The organism is Anatilimnocola aggregata, assembly GCF_007747655.1.
GTDB classification, from domain to species: Bacteria; Planctomycetota; Planctomycetia; order Pirellulales; family Pirellulaceae; genus Anatilimnocola; species Anatilimnocola aggregata.
In genome coordinates this window covers 8,407,348-8,425,795 of the sequence record NZ_CP036274.1, presented here as the reverse complement: position 1 = coordinate 8,425,795, position 18,448 = coordinate 8,407,348, and the positions used below count along the sequence as shown (strand labels likewise).

The window sequence follows — 18,448 nt, the reverse complement described above, 5'->3', positions numbered from 1 at the left end:
CCTAAACAAACGAACATCCTAGCAAGTCTAATCTATCAACTACGGGCAAATTGAACAACGACCGCCGCATTCTGGTAGTGGACTGGTATCAGCATCGAAAACAAACGATCTCGGAATGTTAGTTTGACGCGCAAGCCACTAAAGCGGGGGGTGTTCAACTATCGGGTCAATAGTTGAACAGTGACCTGCGTAACTCTCGGGTTTCCGAGCGATTGGTGTTCAACAATGAGGGTGAAGGTTGAACAGATAGGATGAATTTGGGCGACGAGATCTCGCCTGTTCGACTCCGTCGGGCACTGTTCCAGGTGGCGGAAGAAATCGACAGAATTGAGTCAGACACGCTCCGCTGCTTGTAACATTTCACCACCAACTGCGCTTAGCTACCTTTGCGGCGCTAGTTGTGCGCCCATCGCCGGAACAGAACAAGGTGCAGGCAAGACATGTGTACGTCGATTGGTCAGCAGTTAGATCAGAACAAAGCGGATGTGTTTGCGGGGAAGATGCTGGAGGTGATCAATCACGCGGGGCTTGCGCTGATGATCTCGATCGGGCATCGGACGAAGTTATTCGATACTCTCGCAGGGCTGGAGTGGGTCACCAGCCATCAGTTGGCGGAGGCCGCCGGGCTGAATGAGCGATATGTGCGAGAATGGCTGGGGGCAATGGTCACCGGCGGAATCGTGGAGTATCGCGAACAGGATAAGACGCATCGGCTCCCTGCCGAACATGCAGCCTGGCTCACTCGGGCGGCGAGCCCGAATAACCTGGCCGTCTCGACGCAGTTCGTGGCGATTTTGGGAATCGTCGAAGACGAGATTGTCGCGGCCTTCCAGCATGGCCAAGGGGTTCCCTACTCTTCTTATCCGCGCTTTCACCAGGTGATGGCTGAAGAGAGTCAGCAGAGTGTGGTCTCTGGTCTGGTCGAGCAAATTCTGCCCCTGGCACCGGGCCTTAGTGAGCGTTTGACCATGGGAATCGACGTGCTCGATATCGGCTGCGGCAGTGGGCGGGCGATGATGCACCTGGCCGAGAAGTTTCCTCACAGTCGGTTTGTGGGCGAAGATTTCTCCGAAGAAGCAATCTCCACCGCCCGTGCCGAAGCCAGGCGGCGTGGACTGACGAACATCACTTTCCGCGTGCAAGACGCTGCTGCGATGACTGCTGTAGAGCAATTCGACTTGGTCACCGCCTTCGATGCCATTCACGACCAGGCTCGTCCCGCGGCCGTGCTCGGCAACATCGCCCGGGCGTTGCGGCCAGAAGGGCTGTTCCTCATGCAGGATATTTCTGGCACTGGGCACGTTCACACCGATTGCAGTCATCCGGTCGGCCCGTTTCTCTACACCATCTCGTGCATGCACTGCATGTCGGTTTCGCTGGCGATGAATGGGCCCGGACTGGGGGCCATGTGGGGTAAAGAACTTGCCCTGCAAATGCTGGGCGAAGCGGGACTCGGCCGGGTGCGGGTCGAAACCTTGGCGCACGACCCGATGAACTTTTGGTACTTCGCCGAGCGCTGATTTCGCGATTTTTCCCGCCCTGATGAAAGATATTTCGCATGCTACACTTACACCGGGTGGATTGTCTCTTCTCTCGTCTCGTCAGTTGTGATTCCAGCACATGATTTGCGTTAGTATCGGTCGCGGTCGCCATCGCTATTTGATTGCCGAGCACAAGCACTTGGCTGAACAGGGGGCCCAGCTGGTCGAGCTGCGGCTCGACTATGTGCAGAGCGCCGTGAACCTGAATCGGCTACTTCCCGAGCGACCCTGCCCGGTGGTCATCACGTGTCGCCGCGAACGCGACGGTGGTAAATGGGCGCGCAGCGAAGAGCAACGGCAATTGCTACTGCGGCAAGCCATCGTCGCCGGCTGCGATTATGTCGACCTGGAAGAAGATGTCGCCGCCAAGATTCCCCGCTTCGGCAAGACCAAGCGGATCATCAGCTATCACGATTTTCAAGAGACCCCGGAAGATCTCGAGGGGCTGCACGCGCGACTGGCCAAGCACGATCCCGATGTGGTGAAGATCGCCACCATGGTGAATCACCCGCACGATAACCTGCGGCTGCTGCGGCTTTGTCGCGATAGCAAAGTTCCCACTGTCGCCATTGGCATGGGCGAAGTCGGTACGCCCTCGCGCGTACTTGCCAAGCGATTTGGCGCGCCGTTCACCTATGCGACCTTTCAGGCCGAGCGGGCACTCGCTCCTGGCCAGCTGAGCTTTCAGCAAATGAAAGAGGTCTATCACTACGACCAGATCAATGCCGAAACCGAATTCTACGGCGTCGTTGCCGATCCGGTTGCCCAGAGCCTGAGCCCGCTGATTCATAACGCCGGCTTCGCCCAGGCGAAGATGAACAAAGTCTATCTCCCCTTTCGCGTTTCGAGCGATCAGCTGGGCTCGTTCCTGGCTGATTGCCCCGAACTGGGCGTGAAGGGGCTGAGCGTTACGATTCCGCACAAAGAAGAAATCATCAAGCACATCAGCAAGTGCGATGAAGCCACGCAGCGCATCGGTGCCTGCAACACCGTCGTCTTTAAGCCCGACGGCATGAAGGGTTTCAACACCGACTACCAGGCTGCGATGGCGGGCATCGACCAGGCCTTGGGAAGCGATGAAAATAATCGCGCGCTCGATGGCAAGACAGTCCTCGTGCTGGGTGCCGGCGGCGTCTCACGAGCACTCGTGTATGGCCTGCGGCGGCGCGGAGCCGATGTGGTGATTGCTTCCCGTACCGATTCCAAAGCAGAAGAGCTGGCCACGATGTTCGGCGCGCGGGCAGTGTCGTGGAATGCGCGGCATACTGTGCGCCCAATCCTGATCGTCAACGGCACTCCTGTCGGCATGCATCCATCGGTCGACGAAACCCCTTACGACCATCGTCATTTGCTGCACGACATGACGATCTTCGACACCGTCTACAATCCCGAACAAACGCTGCTCATCAAGCAAGCCCGCGAAACAGGCTCCCACACCATCACCGGCATCGAGATGTTCGTCGGTCAGGCCGCCCTGCAATTCCAACTCTTCACCGGCCAAAAAGCGCCGCTCGAACTCATGCGGCAGGTTGTTCGCCGTGCGATCAGTGCGGCGAAGACATAAGGCATCTGGGAATTGCTAATTGCTGATAGAGTTGCCGATTTCAATTCGCAATCAGCAATCCCCAATCTGCAATGTCATCCGGTTTCCGGTTATCATGCTGCTGCAGCTACGAGCGACTTCCCCGTAAATCTTCTGTGGAGCACGTCATGACGCGCAACCTGGTTTTGACTACTCTCTTGGTAACCGTAATCGGCAGCCTCTTGATTCCAACTGCGCCTGCTCAAGAGCCCGCGAGCATTGGCAAAAATTCCCGCTGGATTACTTCGCTATCGTTCATCAATGGTGGTAAGCAGCTGGTCACCGTCGGCGGCGAGAGTCTGCAGTATCGCCCAGGCGATGTGAAAATCTGGGATGCGACGAGCGGCGCGTCGGTCTCTTCGCTGGAAGGACATCCCACCAACGTCTGGGCTGTGGCTGCGTCGAACGATGGCAAAACGCTGATTACGACCGGCTACGACGGCAAGGTAATCGTCTGGGATGTCGACGCCAAAAAGCCGAAGACCACACTCGATAAGCATAAAGGCTGGGTCCGTGCAATCGCACTAACCAAAGATGAAAAGCGCTTTGCCACCGGTGGCGAAGATGGGACCGTTGTCCTTTGGGAAGTCGACGGCGCGAAGGAAGTGAAATCGTTCAAGGCCCACGAGCAGGCCGTCTATGCCCTGGCCTTCGCCCCCGACGGTACACTTGCCAGCGCATCGACCGACAAAGCCACAAAGCTTTGGGATGCGGCCGAAGGAAAAGAAAAAGCCAAGCTAGATGGCCACGACGACGCCGTCTGGGCCCTCGCCTGGTCAGCTGATGGGAACCAACTGGCGACGGCGGGTGCCGATCGCAAGATCAAGATTCGCGACAAGGAAGGGAAAGAGCAATTTGCGCTCGAGGGTCACAAGGACTGGATTACTTCGCTCGCGTTCTCGCCCGACGGCAACACCCTTGCCAGTTGCAGCCACGACAAGAGCTGCAAACTCTGGGATCTGAAAGAAAAGAAAGAAGCCCACTCAATCCCCGGCAAGAGCACCGCCTGGGCCGTCGCCTTCTCACCTGACGGCACCCTGCTCGCCGTCGGCGGCCACAGCGAACTGCGGCTTTTCAAAACAGCTGATCGCTCGGAAGTGTTTCCGGCTCCAGCGGCCGCCGAAACGAAGAAGTGATTCCAAGGCAGAATGCAGAATGAATACAGGACAAATGCATAAGCGCTTTGTTTTCATTCTGCGCTCTGCATTCTCGATTCTGCATTTCCCCTACTCGTCCGTCACGCAGCCTTCGCTGGCGGTCTTCACGTTCTTGATGTACTTGTAGAGCGTGCCGCGGGTGGCCTTGAAGGGCGGAGCTTTCCAGGCCTTTTTGCGAGCGGTCATCTCGGCGTCGCTGATGGCTACGTCGATCCGCTTCTTGTTGGCATCGATCGTGACAATGTCGCCACTCTTGATGAGCGCGATGGGTCCGCCCAGCTGAGCTTCAGGCGTGACGTGGCCGATGATGAAGCCGTGCGAACCGCCCGAGAAGCGGCCGTCGGTCATCAGCGCCACCTTGTCGCCGAGCCCCGCGCCCATGATGGCACTGGTAGGTGTGAGCATTTCGGGCATGCCCGGTCCACCTTGCGGACCTTCGTAACGAATGACGATCACTTCGCCACCAGTGATCTCTTTTTTCTCCAGCCCGTGCAGCATGTCTTCTTCACTGTCATAGACGAGCGCTGGTCCGGTGAAGACCATCCCTTCTTTGCCGGTGATCTTGGCGACGGAACCTTCGGGGGCCAGATTGCCGCGAAGAATCTGAATGTGGCCACTCGCCTTGATCGGCGTTTCGACCTGCACGATTACGCGCTGACCTTCGGCCAGGCCAGGCAGGTCTTTTAGGTTCTCGGCGATGGTCTTGCCGGTCACCGTCATGCAATCGCCGTTGAGCAGGCCTTTGCCGAGCAGGTACTTCATCAGGCCGGGGGTACCGCCGACGTGATGCAGGTCTTCCATTACGTACTTACCGCTGGGCTTCAGGTCGGCGATGAACGGAATGCGATCGCTGACCGTTTGGAAGTCGTCAATCGTCAGTGGCACGTCGACCGCGCGGGCCATCGCAATCAGGTGGAGCACGGCATTCGTGGAACCACCGGTGGCCATGATAACGACCATGGCATTTTCGAAGGCAGCACGGGTCATGATGTCGCGCGGCTTCAAATCCATTTCCAGCAGCTTCAAAATGGCTTTGCCTGCAGCCTGGCATTCGGCCGCTTTGAGCGGATCAACAGCGGGGATTGAAGAGCTGTAAGGCAGAGACATGCCGAGGGCTTCGATAGCGCTCGACATGGTGTTCGCCGTGTACATACCGCCGCAAGCGCCGGCGCCGGGAATGCTGCAGCGGATGATATCGGCCCGCTCTTCCTCGGTGATGCGACCGCTGATGTATTCACCATACGCTTGGAAGGCCGAGACCACGTCGAGCTTGGGATGGCGGGGAGTGCAACCCGCGCGAATGGTGCCACCATAGACCATGAGCGACGGGCGATTCAGCCGACCCATCGCCATGAGGCAGCCCGGCATGTTCTTATCGCAACCCGGAATGGCGATCAGTGCGTCGTACCACTGCGCGCCCATGATTGTTTCCATGCTGTCGGCGATGAGGTCGCGTGACTGCAGCGAATAGCTCATCCCTTCGGTCCCCATCGAGATGCCGTCGCTGACACCGATGGTGTTGAACTGCATGCCGACCAGCCCGACCGCTTGCACACCCTTCTTCACCTGCCCGCCCAGTTCGTGCAGGTGCATGTTGCAGGTATTCCCTTCGTACCAGACCGCCCCGATGCCGACCTGAGCCTTGTTCATATCCTCGGGGGTCATGCCGGTGCCGTAGAGCATCGCTTGCGACGCTCCCTGGCTCTTGGGCTGCGTGATGCGACTGCTGATCTTGTTAAGCGGGCTGCTCATGACTGGCTGGTGCGGATTAGGGGGTAGGTATTTGAATCGAAAAGCGTATTCTGAGCCGGAAGCGTCAGCGACCGGAGATTTCCCCGATTTTGGGAAGCCTCTGATGGTAGACCGACCGCGCCGATGTTTCCAGGGCAGGTTGTGGCTGGTGCCAGGCGACCTGCAAACAAGGGTGACAAGGAGCAATCAGCTTTGGTTCGCGCGGCCGCTTGGCAAATACCTCTCCCACAGCCAACAAAAAACTAACTTCCAGGTTTAAACGCCACCTTGATCCAACTGGGCGGGCCAGCGATGCCGAGCTTATTCACGGCCCGCACCTGTACGCGATTCTCGCCGGGCTTGAGCGACCAGGTCAGGTCGTTGCCCTTTAGCGACCGCTCAGCCTCGCCATCGATCTGCACCACGAAGTGTTCAAAGCTGGGCATATTGTGCGTCAGCCGCACATCCACTTCGCCGGGCTTCTCTTTCTGCTCTAGCCAGAGGTGCGTTTGATTGATGGGGAAGTTCCAATCGCGGGGACTCGTGATGCGATGGGAATAGAGGACCGAGGCAGGATACAGGTCGTCGGTCCACACGCGATGTCCCGTCCAGAACCAGCCTCGCATGCCTTGGTTGAGCGGCATGGGCAACTTGCCATCGAGGAACTGCGTGTGCGGAATCATGCGAAGTTCGGTGAACGCGGGGAACTCGCCAAAGCCCTTCCACTCGTACGGGCTCTTGGCCAGAACGACGACCTCGGCTGCTCGATAAGGCTTCTCTTGAAAATGGGCGACCTGCCGAGCACGTAGTTCGAGCAGATCGAGAGGCTCGCGAGTTTCTTTGTCGACCAGGTACCACGCAGCCTGACCATCGACATAAATCCACTTACTCAACTCGTTTGACCAGATTTCAACGACCTCGTGCCCGCTACGAATCTTCAGCCCGTGATCGCCGGCCCCGATCGATACGCAGCGGCCGACCATTCCCAAGCTTTCGCAGGCCTGCAAAAACACGATGTTGTACTGCTGACAAAACCCGCCGATTGGCGTGCCATCGCTGTGATTCTTCAAAATCTCCAGCGCGTCCCACTTGGGATAAATCTCGCTCAAGTGCCCCTTCGCCCATAGCTGCGAACTCCACGCCGCCAGCTTTTCCATCCGCTGCAAATCGGTCGTGCAGCCCTTCACGACTTCGTCGAGTTGGTATTCCTTTCGCAACTGCTGAAGGCGGGGATGATCGAGGCGTTCGAATTGAAACTCATGCGGCGCCACTGGCAGCAATGACTCGGGCAACTCAGGATTATGGGCCGCGGCGAGCGTCAGCTTATCGCTCCAGTTGCCTGCGGCTTCGATTTCGGTCGCGATGGTGATGGACTTGAGTTGAGGATGATGAGTCGCATCGGCAGACGGCATTTGCAACTGGATTCGAAAGTACTGCGGTAACGGCTTACTTGATGTTGCCAAAAGATTCATTTCGGACTCGTCTGCTCGAAACTCGAACTCCTTACTATGTCCTGTCTGCGGCGGTGCCCTGAGGATGATTGCTGGCGATCCGAGGCCGCCCCAATCGCCTGTAACTTTGATACGGATGCTCTTCACCTTTGCATTCGGAGATGCCGTCGGCTTCCCGGCCAAGTTGGCTGCGTCCAGCATCGGCAGCAGGAAAAGTCCCGACGAAACATGCGCGGTCCCTTCGAGGTAAAGGCGAACGTAGTATTCGCCCTCGATGTCGTTGTTCTTTCCCAGCTTGGTTGATCTTGGCGATCCGCCGCTGCTGAACTTAAAGCTGGACGGCTCAACAAACTGCTTCCATACGTCGTCGGCAGCGTGATCGTCATTACGGGCAATCCAGATCTTGCCGTCTCCACGCAGCTTGATGCTATTGAGTCCGTCTTTCAAGGCAGAGACTGGCACTTCGAACCGCTTCCAGTAGTTACCAGCCTTGGCAGGTTCGCCCAAGGGAACTTGTTGACCGTTGATCTCTGCTGACATAGATTTGCCCGTATGCCCGACAAGGAGATACGCGCGAGATGGCCGAACATCCGTTGGTGCAACTTGGACTAATGCCTTGTTGTGAATTGTCAGTCGGACACGCAATTCCTTTTCAATCACGATTCCATCGGCCAGCACTTCTTCGTTGGGTTTGTACGAATATCCGGCTGCATTTCCATCAGTTTCGATCAACTCACCAGTTAGCCGCCCAATCGCTTCGCCATCCGCTGAGAGCCTCAGATTGAGAGGAGTTGCTCGGCTGAACATTTCTTTGGCAGTGAGAGTGATTTCATCTGCGCGGACGTTGGTCGTGCAAGCTAGTGAGACGAGAGTCAGAACGACCGCAGCAGAGAGCTTCATGATCTTGGCTTCAGGCGAGGGAGGAATATCAAATAACTACTCTGCATCCGCGGCTTCGAGTTCTTTCACCAGCGGGCGATAGACGTAGGCATTAAGTACCGCGATGGTACCGCGGTCGCTATTGTTGCGGGCGACGGCCGCCAGCGCGTTGCAGGCACCGTTAATCGAGTCGATCGCCTTTTCGAGTTCGGCGATTTGCATCTCCTTGTCACCCTTTTTCTTCGCCAGCCCCGCTGCACGAACCGCTTGCACGCAGTTCATGTATTCGAAACCGAACTCATAACGCCGCGCCAGATGCAGCGTGTATGAACGGCTCCCTTCGCGGGCCCGTGTATTCGCCCGATACATTTCGTTCATGGCATTCAGATAGGACTCGCGAACTTTGCCCCACCAGGCTGGGGCGGGCTCAGCTGACTGGTACTGCTTCAGCATCATTTGGGGCTCGACGATCGCGAACTGAGGATCATTCAAATCGATGCTCAGGGCGGCAAGCTCCACGAGTTGCATCGCCGTCGTGACCCGCGTGTGAACTTCCTCGCCGCAGACGGGTGTCAGCAACTGTTCGCAAGCTTCCGCCAAAGTCAAATTTTCGTTGCTGGCCTGGCGCGAGAGAAAATACGCGGCAAAGTCCAAGTCGCCAACGGCCGGGCTTTCGGCGATGAATCCCACCGTGCGCAAGTGCGGAAGGTTCTGCAAGGCACCGGCCAAACTGGCAGGGGAAAACTGCGGGAGGATTCCGCCTGGATCACCATTCAGCCGAAGGAAGGTTGCCCCTTTGTCGCTTGCTACCACCGTAATTTTATTGGCGTCGTCCGTGAGCTGGCGGATGCTGCCGCCCAAGTCGCGCAGCGCTTCCTGCTCCGACTGCTGTATGTTCGGGCCGCGCATTCTCGGGAAAAACCGGTTGTCGATTCCTTGATAAATCTGGTCGAGCTGAGGATAAGCGGTCTGATAGGCCTGCGCGAATTCTGCGGGGGCTGGTGCCCGATCGCTCCGCAAGCCAACCGTCATTCCATACAGATGAGCTGTCTCAATCACGGTTTGCAGCAGCGCTTTACCGGCGGCCAATTGATCTTCGTACTTTTCTTTCCCGGTAAAATCCGGATTCTCGAAAGTCTTCGCTCCCTTAAACGCTGCCCGGCCCGCCGTGTCGCCACTTACGGACAGTGGCGGAGCGTCCCATAGTTGAGCCTTGGTCTGATGGACACCATCAACGTCCACCGAAACAAACGGCTGATTCGGATGAACGTCAAAAATGATCTTGTTGAACTTCAACTTCGCGAGTTGACCAATCAGCTGTTGCAGGTCGCTTTTTCCCCAGCTGAGGGAACTGAATGGCGAATTGCCGCCCAGCTGCCAGCCGCGACAGGAGGACTGCGGCGGCTCCAGTTTGAGATCGAAGCCAGCCAGACTGAACTCGGGCGGGGCGATGGGGTCGAGATCGCCGTAAAGCAGCGAGCGCACCCCCAGCGCATGCAGATATTCGGCAGCTGCCCAGTAAGTTGTTCGCGGGTTGTCGCCGCCGATCACCAAGGCTGGCTGTTCGCGAAAGGTTGTGCTTTTGACAAGGTGACCTTGCGCGTTCAGCTTGGGCCAACTCTTGACGAAGAACTCGAGTGACTTATTCGTAGCCGGGCTGCCGACAAATATGACCGGTAATTTGCCGGTTGGCTTGGGCAGAACAGATACGTCAGCTTGGTAGATTCGGCGGAGGCCAGCCGCAACTTCCTCCGCTGCTTGCTGCTCCAAGGGAGGAGCCAACTCGCCGACGATGACTTCGATTTTCTGCTCAGCTGCCGCAAAACTAGCAAAGCAAAGGGCAAGTCCAATCAGTAGCAGGTGCCGGAACGTGCGCATCGATTACTTCCCTTCCGCAGCAAAACAAAAGAGCGAATTGCGGCCGCGAATGTAGAGCCGGCCATCGGCGATGGCAGGAGTGGCGAGGCATGATTCGCCAATATCGTTCTTGCTCAGAATCTTGAGCTTGGGTCCTTGTTCGAGGACGACAATAAAGCCGTTCTCGCCGGGAACATAGATTTTGCCGTCGCCGGCGACAGGCGAGCCGTAATAGTCGCCAATGTTGCGAATGCGCGACAGTTCCCAATGCGTGGTGCCGGTCTCCGCATCGAACGAGCTGGTGAGGCCACCTTTCTTGACGACGAGAATCTGCTCGCCGACGACCAGGGGCGAACAGAGATTCGAGGGGGAGCGGTTGTGCAAATTGAAGACGACGTGCGTTTCGGTCACGTCGCCGGTGCCGCCACCACGAACCGCTTGAATGGTGTTGCCACCACCGGACTGATTTTCGGCCGATTGAAACGCGGTATCGAGCTCACCGCCGTTGAGGTGGCCGCTCTTATCCTTATCCGATTTGTCGAAGCGTTCTTGGAACTCCTTCGGCACTTCATTGCGGGCCAGCTGGCCGTCTTGATTCGTATCGAGCCATTCGAGCAGGGCGTACTTCAGCGTGCGGGTTTCGTCGCCGTAGCTTTGCACGGCGATATAGATTTTGTCATTGCGTACGACGGGCGACGTCATGATCGTCCGCAGCAGCGTATTGCAGGTCCACAACTCTTTGCCGGTCGCCGGATCGTATCCCTTCAATTTGCCGCTGCCAGCCACAACCAGATCGGCCCGTCCACCAGCCTGGCAGATTACCGGGACCGCATAGCCAGCCAGCATCTCGGAACGGTCGGTTTTCCAGCGAAGCTTGCCGGTGCTGGCGTCGATGGCAAAGAGGGCGGAGGCAAGATCGTCGTCCTGATTGAAGATGACCAAATCTTGATAAACGATCGGCGAAGCTCCTGAACCCCAGTCCATGAGATAAGCCGGGAGGGGCAATGGATACTTCCAGATATCGGCCCCGGTCGCCGCATCGAGGGCGAAGAGGCCCAGCGTGCTGAAGTGAACGTAGACTCGTTTGCCATCGCAGGCTGGCGTTGACGAAGCGTGGCTGTTCGGCGGCGTGATTCGCGGCAACTTACCAGTGTCGAACTCGCGCTTCCACAACTCTTTGCCAGTGACGGCATCGAGCGAGAAGACACCGAGCTTTTGGTCGCCAGTCATGCCGGTGACGTACAACTTGCCGTCGACGATGATTGGCGACCCGATGCCATCACCCAGCTTGGCGGACCAAAGTTGGTTCTCGGTTGTCGAGAACGTCGTCGGCAGCGGCTTAGCGGCCGTTGATACTCCGCTGCTGTTGACGCCGCGAAACTGCGGCCAATCTTCGGCAGTCGCGACCGTCGCGCAGAGCAGAGAAACGAGCAACAAACTAAGGCTTCTCATACAACCACCTCACTGGCAACGAACGAAAGCGTGAGGACAGGGGCCCCGCGCCAATCTTGCCGACATAATAACTGAGCAGCACGCGATCTTTGTGAAACAGCACGCTAGTATAGGCAAATCCCTGGTCGGAATCGGATTCGAGATTGCGCGTGTTCGTCCAGGTCTTGCCACCATCGCTCGAAATGGCCGTCGATAGCGGCGTGCGCTTGCCGCCGTGACCTTGACCGGCGACGAAGTTGTTATTCCACACCAGCAGTAAATCTCCCGTCGAGGGAATGGTGCGAATGGTCGCGGGAGCTTCGGGAGCGGGGACCGACAACTTCGCGGGTTCCGACCAATGGTCGCCACCGTCGGTGGAAGTGCTGGTGCCGATGTAGCCGAGTTGAGTGCGAACAATCATCAGCAGTTTGCCGTCGGCAAGTTCGACCACCTCGGGTTCCATCGCGCCCCGTTTGGGCTGATCGACACGATCCGCGCTCGGTCGCCACGTCTTGCCGCCGTCGTCAGAGAGTTGACAGAAGCAGGTGAAATGGCTCCCACTTTTCTTGAAGACATCTTCCGTTGTGGCGATGGGACAAATCATGCGTCCTTTGGAAGTAATCGTGACCCGGTCGTTATTCATAACGTGATAGCCGGGCTGCTGTTCCGAGGTAACGCGGATCGGTTCCCCAAACGTACTTCCGTCGTTGTTCGAAATACGCAGGATCGGAAACAAGTCCGCAGAACTGTTTTTCACCAGCACAAACATGCCGAGCAGGTCGCTGGGTTGGTGATCTTCGCCTGGCAAGCGACGGAGCGTGACGGACATCACGTTTTGCTTGCCGATGTTCTCTTGCAGGGTCCGTTGTTCGCCCCAGGTGCGACCGCCATCGTTCGATACCCGGCCCACGATGGTCGCCGAGGTGTGATCGGCTCCGCCGCCGACGAATTCGGTCGTTGCGTAAAGCAGTGAATCGTCCTGCAGCGGAATGATCGAGCCTTCGCTATAGCGCGGCTTGCCTTTCGTCGCTTGATAGACATCAACCTTGATGTCGTCCGAAACGACCGCGATCGGCACTTTCAAAGCAGCTGGCGGCAACGAAAACGCAATGAGCGACTGGGCTGCACGAACGCGCACATCGAGGGTCGTGTCGTCGAGCATTTCAATCAAACGGGGCTGGGCTTCGACAGCGCGGGCATAGCCGGCGAAGTCGGCCGAGTAGGTTCGAATCGCGGGATCGTTGTCGGAGAGATTTTTGATGATTGCCGCACGGCCGCCGGGGTCGCGCAAGCAGGCGAGTCCATTGACGAAATAGGCTTTTGCCAGCGGATCGGTTTCGGCCGCGAGCACTTTCTGCAGCGGAGCAATGTCGCGCTGGTCGCCGAGCAGGCCCAAGACCCAGCCACAGATCTTGCGGATATCCCGATCGGGATCGTGCAGCCGTTCGCGGAGCAGTTGATAGGCAGCAGGGCTACCTCCGCGAGCCAAGGCAGCGGCGGCCATCATTTGCAGTTTGGGATTATCACTGTTTGCGAAGGCGCTGCGCATCACCTTCCCGTCGCCCAGTTCAGCGACTTTGTACAAACTTTCGGCGGCATGAACGCGACCGTTCGATTTTTCGTCGGCCAGGATCTTCCACATAGCACCGAGAGTGCTGCGATCGCCGGTACGGGCAATTTCGCGGGCCAGTCCGCAGCGTTTTTGATCATCCTCTTCTTTGGGCAATCGAGGCTTGAGAGCGGCGCGAACTTCCTCGCCTTTGCCGGCCAGTGTGAGTGCCTCGGCGGAATGCATGGCCGGCCAAAATTCATCACTGGCAAGGCCAGCCCGTAGCACGCGTAGGCACTTCTCCTGCACGTCAGCAGGGAGTGGCACCGGGCTGTTGCGATCGGTCTCTTGAGCGACTGCTGCGGCCGAAAGAATCAGCAAACTCCAAGACAAAACAATCAGCTTGCGCATGGCGGGGATCCTGGGCGGGAAAGTCGTGGTAGCGGGCAGTGTACTGGCTCGCGCGGGCAAAATCACTACTTGCGCCGAAAAGAGCACGAAGCATTCTGCCGCCACAACCGTCATGGCACGCATCTTCGGGCACCGGTGGCAACTCGGCCAGCTTTCTCGCCCTATTCTTGCCCAGGGTTGCTGGACGTTTGCTATCTAGCCTGAATGATTTGGATCGAGCCAGTGGTCTGCCCCCGGGAATATCCGATAGGCTGATGGCTCTGACATGCGCCCCCGCTGACCCGCCAAGGATTCGCCCAATGACTACCGCCCGCAACCCTGCAATTGGCTGGTGGGCGGCAGTGACGATTCTGGTGAGCGCGTTTCTGCTGTTTCAGGTTCAACCCGTCATCAGCAAGACGATTCTGCCGTGGTTCGGTGGCAGCCCAGCTGTCTGGACGACGTGCGTACTTTTCTTCCAACTCGTACTGCTCGGCGGATATGCCTACGCTCACGCCCTGATTCGTTATGTGTCGCCGGGACGGCAGGGAATCGTCCACGGCGTGCTGTTGGTCCTGTCGGTATTGACGCTACCGATCACGCCAACAGAGTTCTGGAAGCCTAACGACGGCTCGCTGCCGGCCCTGCGAATTCTGGTGCTGCTGCTGGTGAAGGTGGGCCTGCCGTACTTCCTGCTCTCATCGAGCGGGCCGCTGGTGCAAGCCTGGTTCAGCCGCGCATATCCGGGAGCTTCGCCCTACCGCCTGTATGCACTCTCAAATATCGGTTCGCTCCTGGCCCTACTGACTTACCCGGTTGTTTTCGAGCCGATCTTCGCGGTCAATCATCAAGGGCTGATGTGGTCCGGTGCGTTCATCGGCTTCGCCTTGCTGGCTGGCTCGCTGGCCTGGATGATCAATCGATTGCCGCCGGAACCAGAAAGCACATCAACGGCCGATTCACCGGCAAATGCTGCCGAATCAGCAGATGGAAAGGGAGATGCCCCCCCAGCCACCAGCAGCTTACTCATCTGGATATCGCTCCCCGCGCTCGCCTCGATGCTGCTGCTGGCAACGACCAATCACTTGTGCCAGGACATCGCGGTCGTCCCGTTCATGTGGATCGTTCCGCTCAGCTTGTACTTAATCTCCTTCATCCTCTGCTTCGATAGCGAATTCTGGTATCAGCGCCGCTTCTGGGGCCCGCTGGGTGTGATCGGAATTCTCGTCCTCTGCGTGCTGGTGAAAGGTGACGAGTGGGGGAATTGGCCGCACCCGGGCAAAGCCGAATCGCTGTTCCAAACGATCAAGCACTTGCCACTGCACGCGCTCCATCAGGCGACGCTGCAATCGAACAGTTGGGCCAGCGAGTTCGAATCGAACCTCGCCTTTCAAGCCCTGGTATATGTCGTGCTGCTGTTCATCATCTGCATGCTTTGCCACGGCGAACTGGTGAAGCAGAAGCCGCAGCCTCAGCACCTAACGCTCTACTATTTAATGATCTCCGCCGGTGGTGCGCTCGGTGGTCTGTTCGTCGCACTGATCTGTCCGTTCATCTTCAAAATGCAGTTTGAATTATCGCTGGGCATTGTGCTGGGATATGTCGTCGCCTGGATCGCCCTAGTCAACGACGGCCGCGAGTCGTGGCTCGAACGGCGGCAATGGCTGCAGTGGATTGCCGCAGTGATGATCATGGGGGGTGTGTTGTTTGTCATCACCAGCACCTATGAGCCACTGTCGCCGGAGACCGAAGCGGTGATGCGTAACTTCTACGGCACACTGACAGTAAAAAAACACGAAGTCGACGACGAAACCGTTGCCCACAGACTCGTGCATGGCGGCATTTTGCACGGCTATCAATTCATCGATCCCATCCGCCGGTTGGAAGCCACTACCTACTACGTGAACGAGAGTGGGGCCGGCGTCGCCGTGTTGCAATACCCGCGTACGGCGGGACAAGGGATGCGAGTGGCCGTGGTGGGGCTCGGTTCTGGCACCATGGCAGCCCATGCCCAGCAGGGCGACGTTTATCGCTTTTACGAAATCGATCCCAAGGTGATCGTCATTTCCGACCGGTTCTTTACCTTCCGTCGCGATGCTGAAGAACGGGGAGCGAAGACCGAGGTGATTCTCGGCGATGCCCGCATCCGGATGGAAAAAGAAGCAGATCAGAAGTACGACGTAATAATCCTCGACGCCTTCAGTGGCGATGCGATTCCAGCGCACCTCCTCACCGTCGAGTCGCTCGAGCTCTACAAGCGGCACCTCCGCAAAGATGCCGACGGCAAAATCATGGGCGTGCTGGCCGTGCATATCAGCAACAAGCACTTGGACCTGGCTCCGGTGGTCGCTGCGCTGGCCCGTCGCAATGACCTGCTCGCGATCCAAGTCTCGGCCGACGAAAGTCCTTACGAGCCCGACGCTTTCACCGGCAGCGACTGGATCCTCCTCACCCAAAACGAACAGTTTGTGAATGCCGACCTGGTGGCCAATCTTTCGACGCCGTTGGCGATTGCCCGCGAGGACGAAGTCCTCTGGACCGATACCCACAGCAGCCTGCTGCCGATCCTGAAATCCGACTGGGTTCGCTCGCTCCGAGAGCGATTTCAGCCTAAGCCGAAGGAGGCAGAGACCCCGGCGGCTGCGACCCCTCCCACGCCCGTCGAGCGGTAAACCACCACGTTTTTGCGGGGTGTCGCGAGGGGCGGGCGCTTGACCCCGCTTTTATCGGGATGCTATAAGCGACATAGGAACAGAACTTCTCTCACTGCCCGATTCGGGTACGTTGGCACGCACGCGATGTCCGGCATTACCATCCGAGTTCTTGACGGCGCTGACCGCGGGCGCATCTATCAAAACGTCGGTCCCCCCATCACCATTGGTCGTGAAGAGGGGAATACGATCCAACTGAACGACGAACGCGTCAGCCGGTATCACATCAAGATTCAGGAAGACAACAGTCGGCTCGTTCTTACCGATCTCGATAGTACCAACGGTACCAAGGTCAACGGCGAAGACATCCAGCTCCGAATTCTGAAGTTCGGCGACATGATCGCCGTGGGTCGCAGTGTGCTCCTATTTGGCTCGCGCGAGCAGATCGCCGGTCGTTTGGCTCGCCTGCGTGACGATAACGGCGAAGCCGCCAGCGCCGCCGATCAAGAGCAAGTGCAAAAGGCCGCGAACTTCTCGTCGCTCGACTTCGAACTTAACTGGAACGAAGAGTGCGATATGCAGGCCACGCTACACGCGCTTGAGCCCCCCGAACTGCCCGACCGTCTGACGCCCGGACAAGCGGCCCAGCTAGCCGAGATGCTGGAGTTCCTGTACGTCCGCCTGCGCAACCTCATTCAGTCCGCTACGGTCGACAACAAGTCGAGCAAGATCTCGCTCGACCTCCGCCAATGGCAAGGACTGATCGACCTACAAGGTCGCTTGTCGGAATACCTGCGCCGCATCGGCAACCCGCGCGATTAAATAAGTACGTCGGGTGTACCGCCGGCATCTTCTGCGAACCGTCCCTGTCCGCTCGGCAACTGGCATCGTAAAATTGTCCCATGAGCAAAGATTATTACGAGACGCTGGGTGTCGCCCGAGGGGCGAGCAACGAAGAGATTCAGAAGGCTTATCGCAAGCTCGCGCGCAAGTATCATCCTGACCTGAACCCCGACGATAAAACGGCCAAGCAAAAGTTTCAGGAAGTGCAGACCGCTTACGAAACGCTGAGCGACGAGAAGAAGCGGCAGATGTACGACCAGTTCGGCTCCGCCTACGAGCAGATGGGTGGTGCGCCGCCCGGTGGCGGTGGTGGAAATCCATTCGGCGGCGGACAAGTTCCCCCGGGTTTCGATCAGATGTTCGGCGGCGGTGGAGCTGGTGGGGGCGGCAATCCTTTCGGCGGTGCCGGGGGCATTTCGCTCGAAGAATTGATGCGACAGTTCGGCGGCGGCTTTGGGGGTGGTGGCTTTGAAGGTGGCCCGCCGAAACGTAAGTCGCGCAAGCAACAACAGCTCCCGGGCGACGACGTCCGTCACGAACTCGACATCCCGTTTCAGACCGCTGTTCTCGGCGGCAAGATGAGCCTTCGCCTGCAACGCCCGTCGGGCAAGATCGACACGGTCGACGTCAGCATTCCGCAGGGGATCGAATCGGGCAAAACCATTCGCCTTCGCGGCCTGGGCGAACCTTCGCAATCGGGCGGCACCGCTGGCGACCTGCTAATCACCGTCCGCACCAAAGAACACGAAGCCTTCTCGCGCCAGGGTCTCGACCTGACCGTCAGGGTTCCCATCACCGTGGCCGAAGCTTGCCTGGGTGGAAAGATCGAAGTTCCTTCGCCGCACGGCACCCTCACCCTCACTGTGCCGCCGGGCACTTCGAGCGGCAAGCGAATTCGCGCCAAGGGACAAGGGGTGCATACCAAGGACGGCAAGCAAGGCGACCTGTACGCCGAGATGATGATTACCGTGCCGAAGAAGCTGAGCACCAAGGCTGCCGAGTTGGTGAAGCAATTGTCGGACGAACTGGACGAAGCTCCTCGCGCCGAGCTGCGGTTTTGATGTTGCCGCCGCTAGCCGCTGCCGCTGTGGGGTTCTGGTTGCTCGCTCAGGAGCAAGTCCAACAACCGCAGCCCCTGCTCATGCGGCTCGATGGCGCCACGCGGGCCCGAGTCTTGGCTGCCCTGGCCGCGCTCATCCTGTTGGGCTTTCTGCTGATGACGCTCGCCTGGCTCGGGGCTCGTATGACCCGGCGGTACATGGGCGGACCGAAGAAGCTGGGACCAAGCAAACTACCCAGCGACGAAGAATGGACTCGCGCGAAGAGCACGCAAGTTGACGAATCGGGCAACAGCAAACCAAGAAACGAGCAGGGCTGAAAAACACC

At 58.2% G+C, this 18,448-nt stretch carries 12 protein-coding genes; 7 read left to right on the top strand and 5 right to left on the bottom strand.

Going from position 1 to position 18,448, the window contains the following annotated elements; translation table 11 throughout:
- The first annotated feature begins 440 nt into the window (after nucleotides 1-440).
- From ETAA8_RS32095 to ETAA8_RS32085, 3 genes are all read left to right on the top strand, one after another.
- On the top strand, nucleotides 441-1,520 hold the full coding sequence (locus tag ETAA8_RS32095) for a class I SAM-dependent methyltransferase (protein ID WP_145098826.1): 1,080 nt from the start codon (nucleotides 441-443) through the stop codon (nucleotides 1,518-1,520).
- Nucleotides 1,521-1,620: 100 nt separating this feature from the next.
- The gene (aroE, locus tag ETAA8_RS32090; RefSeq protein WP_145098823.1) at nucleotides 1,621-3,105 is read left to right on the top strand and encodes a shikimate dehydrogenase; all 1,485 of its coding nucleotides are present in this window, start codon (nucleotides 1,621-1,623) and stop codon (nucleotides 3,103-3,105) included.
- A 146-nt stretch (nucleotides 3,106-3,251) separates the two neighbouring features.
- A complete protein-coding gene (locus tag ETAA8_RS32085) occupies nucleotides 3,252-4,259 on the top strand; it encodes a WD40 repeat domain-containing protein (protein WP_202921399.1) in 1,008 nt (335 codons plus the stop codon).
- A 90-nt stretch (nucleotides 4,260-4,349) separates the two neighbouring features.
- Here the strand turns inward: ETAA8_RS32085 and ilvD are convergent, their stop codons facing one another.
- From ilvD to ETAA8_RS32060, 5 genes are all read right to left on the bottom strand, one after another.
- Entirely contained in the window at nucleotides 4,350-6,032 is a 1,683-nt protein-coding gene (gene ilvD / locus ETAA8_RS32080; protein WP_145098817.1) for a dihydroxy-acid dehydratase, read from the bottom strand.
- Nucleotides 6,033-6,274: 242 nt separating this feature from the next.
- On the bottom strand, nucleotides 6,275-8,362 hold the full coding sequence (locus ETAA8_RS32075; protein WP_145098814.1) for a transglutaminase domain-containing protein: 2,088 nt from the start codon (nucleotides 8,360-8,362) through the stop codon (nucleotides 6,275-6,277).
- A gap of 36 nt (nucleotides 8,363-8,398) precedes the next feature.
- Nucleotides 8,399-10,219 (bottom strand): hypothetical protein, encoded by a 1,821-nt coding sequence (locus ETAA8_RS32070; protein ID WP_145098811.1) that lies wholly within the window; start codon nucleotides 10,217-10,219, stop codon nucleotides 8,399-8,401.
- Between the two features lie 3 nt (nucleotides 10,220-10,222).
- Complete coding sequence (locus tag ETAA8_RS32065; protein ID WP_145098808.1) at nucleotides 10,223-11,650, bottom strand: outer membrane protein assembly factor BamB family protein; 1,428 nt, start codon at nucleotides 11,648-11,650, stop codon at nucleotides 10,223-10,225.
- Nucleotides 11,637-13,589: an exo-alpha-sialidase gene (locus tag ETAA8_RS32060; protein ID WP_202921398.1), complete on the bottom strand. Its 1,953-nt coding sequence runs from the start codon at nucleotides 13,587-13,589 to the stop codon at nucleotides 11,637-11,639. The genes ETAA8_RS32065 and ETAA8_RS32060 overlap by 14 nt, the downstream gene beginning before the upstream one ends.
- 299 nt (nucleotides 13,590-13,888) lie before the next feature.
- Here ETAA8_RS32060 and ETAA8_RS32055 point away from each other — a divergent pair, with 299 nt between their 5' ends.
- The 4 genes from ETAA8_RS32055 (at nucleotide 13,889) to ETAA8_RS32040 (ending at nucleotide 18,440) form a co-directional block, all read left to right on the top strand.
- Nucleotides 13,889-16,240 (top strand): fused MFS/spermidine synthase, encoded by a 2,352-nt coding sequence (locus ETAA8_RS32055; RefSeq protein WP_145098802.1) that lies wholly within the window; start codon nucleotides 13,889-13,891, stop codon nucleotides 16,238-16,240.
- 126 nt (nucleotides 16,241-16,366) lie between these two features.
- On the top strand, nucleotides 16,367-17,041 hold the full coding sequence (locus ETAA8_RS32050; RefSeq protein ID WP_145098799.1) for an FHA domain-containing protein: 675 nt from the start codon (nucleotides 16,367-16,369) through the stop codon (nucleotides 17,039-17,041).
- An 80-nt stretch (nucleotides 17,042-17,121) separates the two neighbouring features.
- Nucleotides 17,122-18,123, top strand: a complete 1,002-nt coding sequence (locus ETAA8_RS35700; protein WP_145098796.1) for a DnaJ C-terminal domain-containing protein — start codon at nucleotides 17,122-17,124, stop codon at nucleotides 18,121-18,123.
- Nucleotides 18,123-18,440, top strand: a complete 318-nt coding sequence (locus ETAA8_RS32040) for a hypothetical protein (RefSeq protein WP_145098794.1) — start codon at nucleotides 18,123-18,125, stop codon at nucleotides 18,438-18,440. Before ETAA8_RS35700 ends, ETAA8_RS32040 begins: the two co-directional genes overlap by 1 nt.
- Nucleotides 18,441-18,448: the final 8 nt, after the last annotated feature.

Bases quoted from the DNA above. Each gene is read 5' to 3' on its own strand.
- ETAA8_RS32055 (WP_145098802.1), top strand. From the start codon at position 13,889: ATGACTACCGCCCGCAACCCTGCAATTGGCTGGTGGGCGGCAGTGACG.
- ETAA8_RS35700 (WP_145098796.1), top strand. From the start codon at position 17,122: ATGAGCAAAGATTATTACGAGACGCTGGGTGTCGCCCGAGGGGCGAGC.
- ETAA8_RS32060 (WP_202921398.1), bottom strand. From the start codon at position 13,589: ATGCGCAAGCTGATTGTTTTGTCTTGGAGTTTGCTGATTCTTTCGGCC.
- ETAA8_RS32075 (WP_145098814.1), bottom strand. From the start codon at position 8,362: ATGAAGCTCTCTGCTGCGGTCGTTCTGACTCTCGTCTCACTAGCTTGC.
- aroE (WP_145098823.1), top strand. From the start codon at position 1,621: ATGATTTGCGTTAGTATCGGTCGCGGTCGCCATCGCTATTTGATTGCC.
- ilvD (WP_145098817.1), bottom strand. From the start codon at position 6,032: ATGAGCAGCCCGCTTAACAAGATCAGCAGTCGCATCACGCAGCCCAAG.
- ETAA8_RS32095 (WP_145098826.1), top strand. From the start codon at position 441: ATGTGTACGTCGATTGGTCAGCAGTTAGATCAGAACAAAGCGGATGTG.
- ETAA8_RS32070 (WP_145098811.1), bottom strand. From the start codon at position 10,219: ATGCGCACGTTCCGGCACCTGCTACTGATTGGACTTGCCCTTTGCTTT.
- ETAA8_RS32040 (WP_145098794.1), top strand. From the start codon at position 18,123: ATGTTGCCGCCGCTAGCCGCTGCCGCTGTGGGGTTCTGGTTGCTCGCT.
- ETAA8_RS32065 (WP_145098808.1), bottom strand. From the start codon at position 11,650: ATGAGAAGCCTTAGTTTGTTGCTCGTTTCTCTGCTCTGCGCGACGGTC.
- ETAA8_RS32085 (WP_202921399.1), top strand. From the start codon at position 3,252: ATGACGCGCAACCTGGTTTTGACTACTCTCTTGGTAACCGTAATCGGC.
- ETAA8_RS32050 (WP_145098799.1), top strand. From the start codon at position 16,367: ATGTCCGGCATTACCATCCGAGTTCTTGACGGCGCTGACCGCGGGCGC.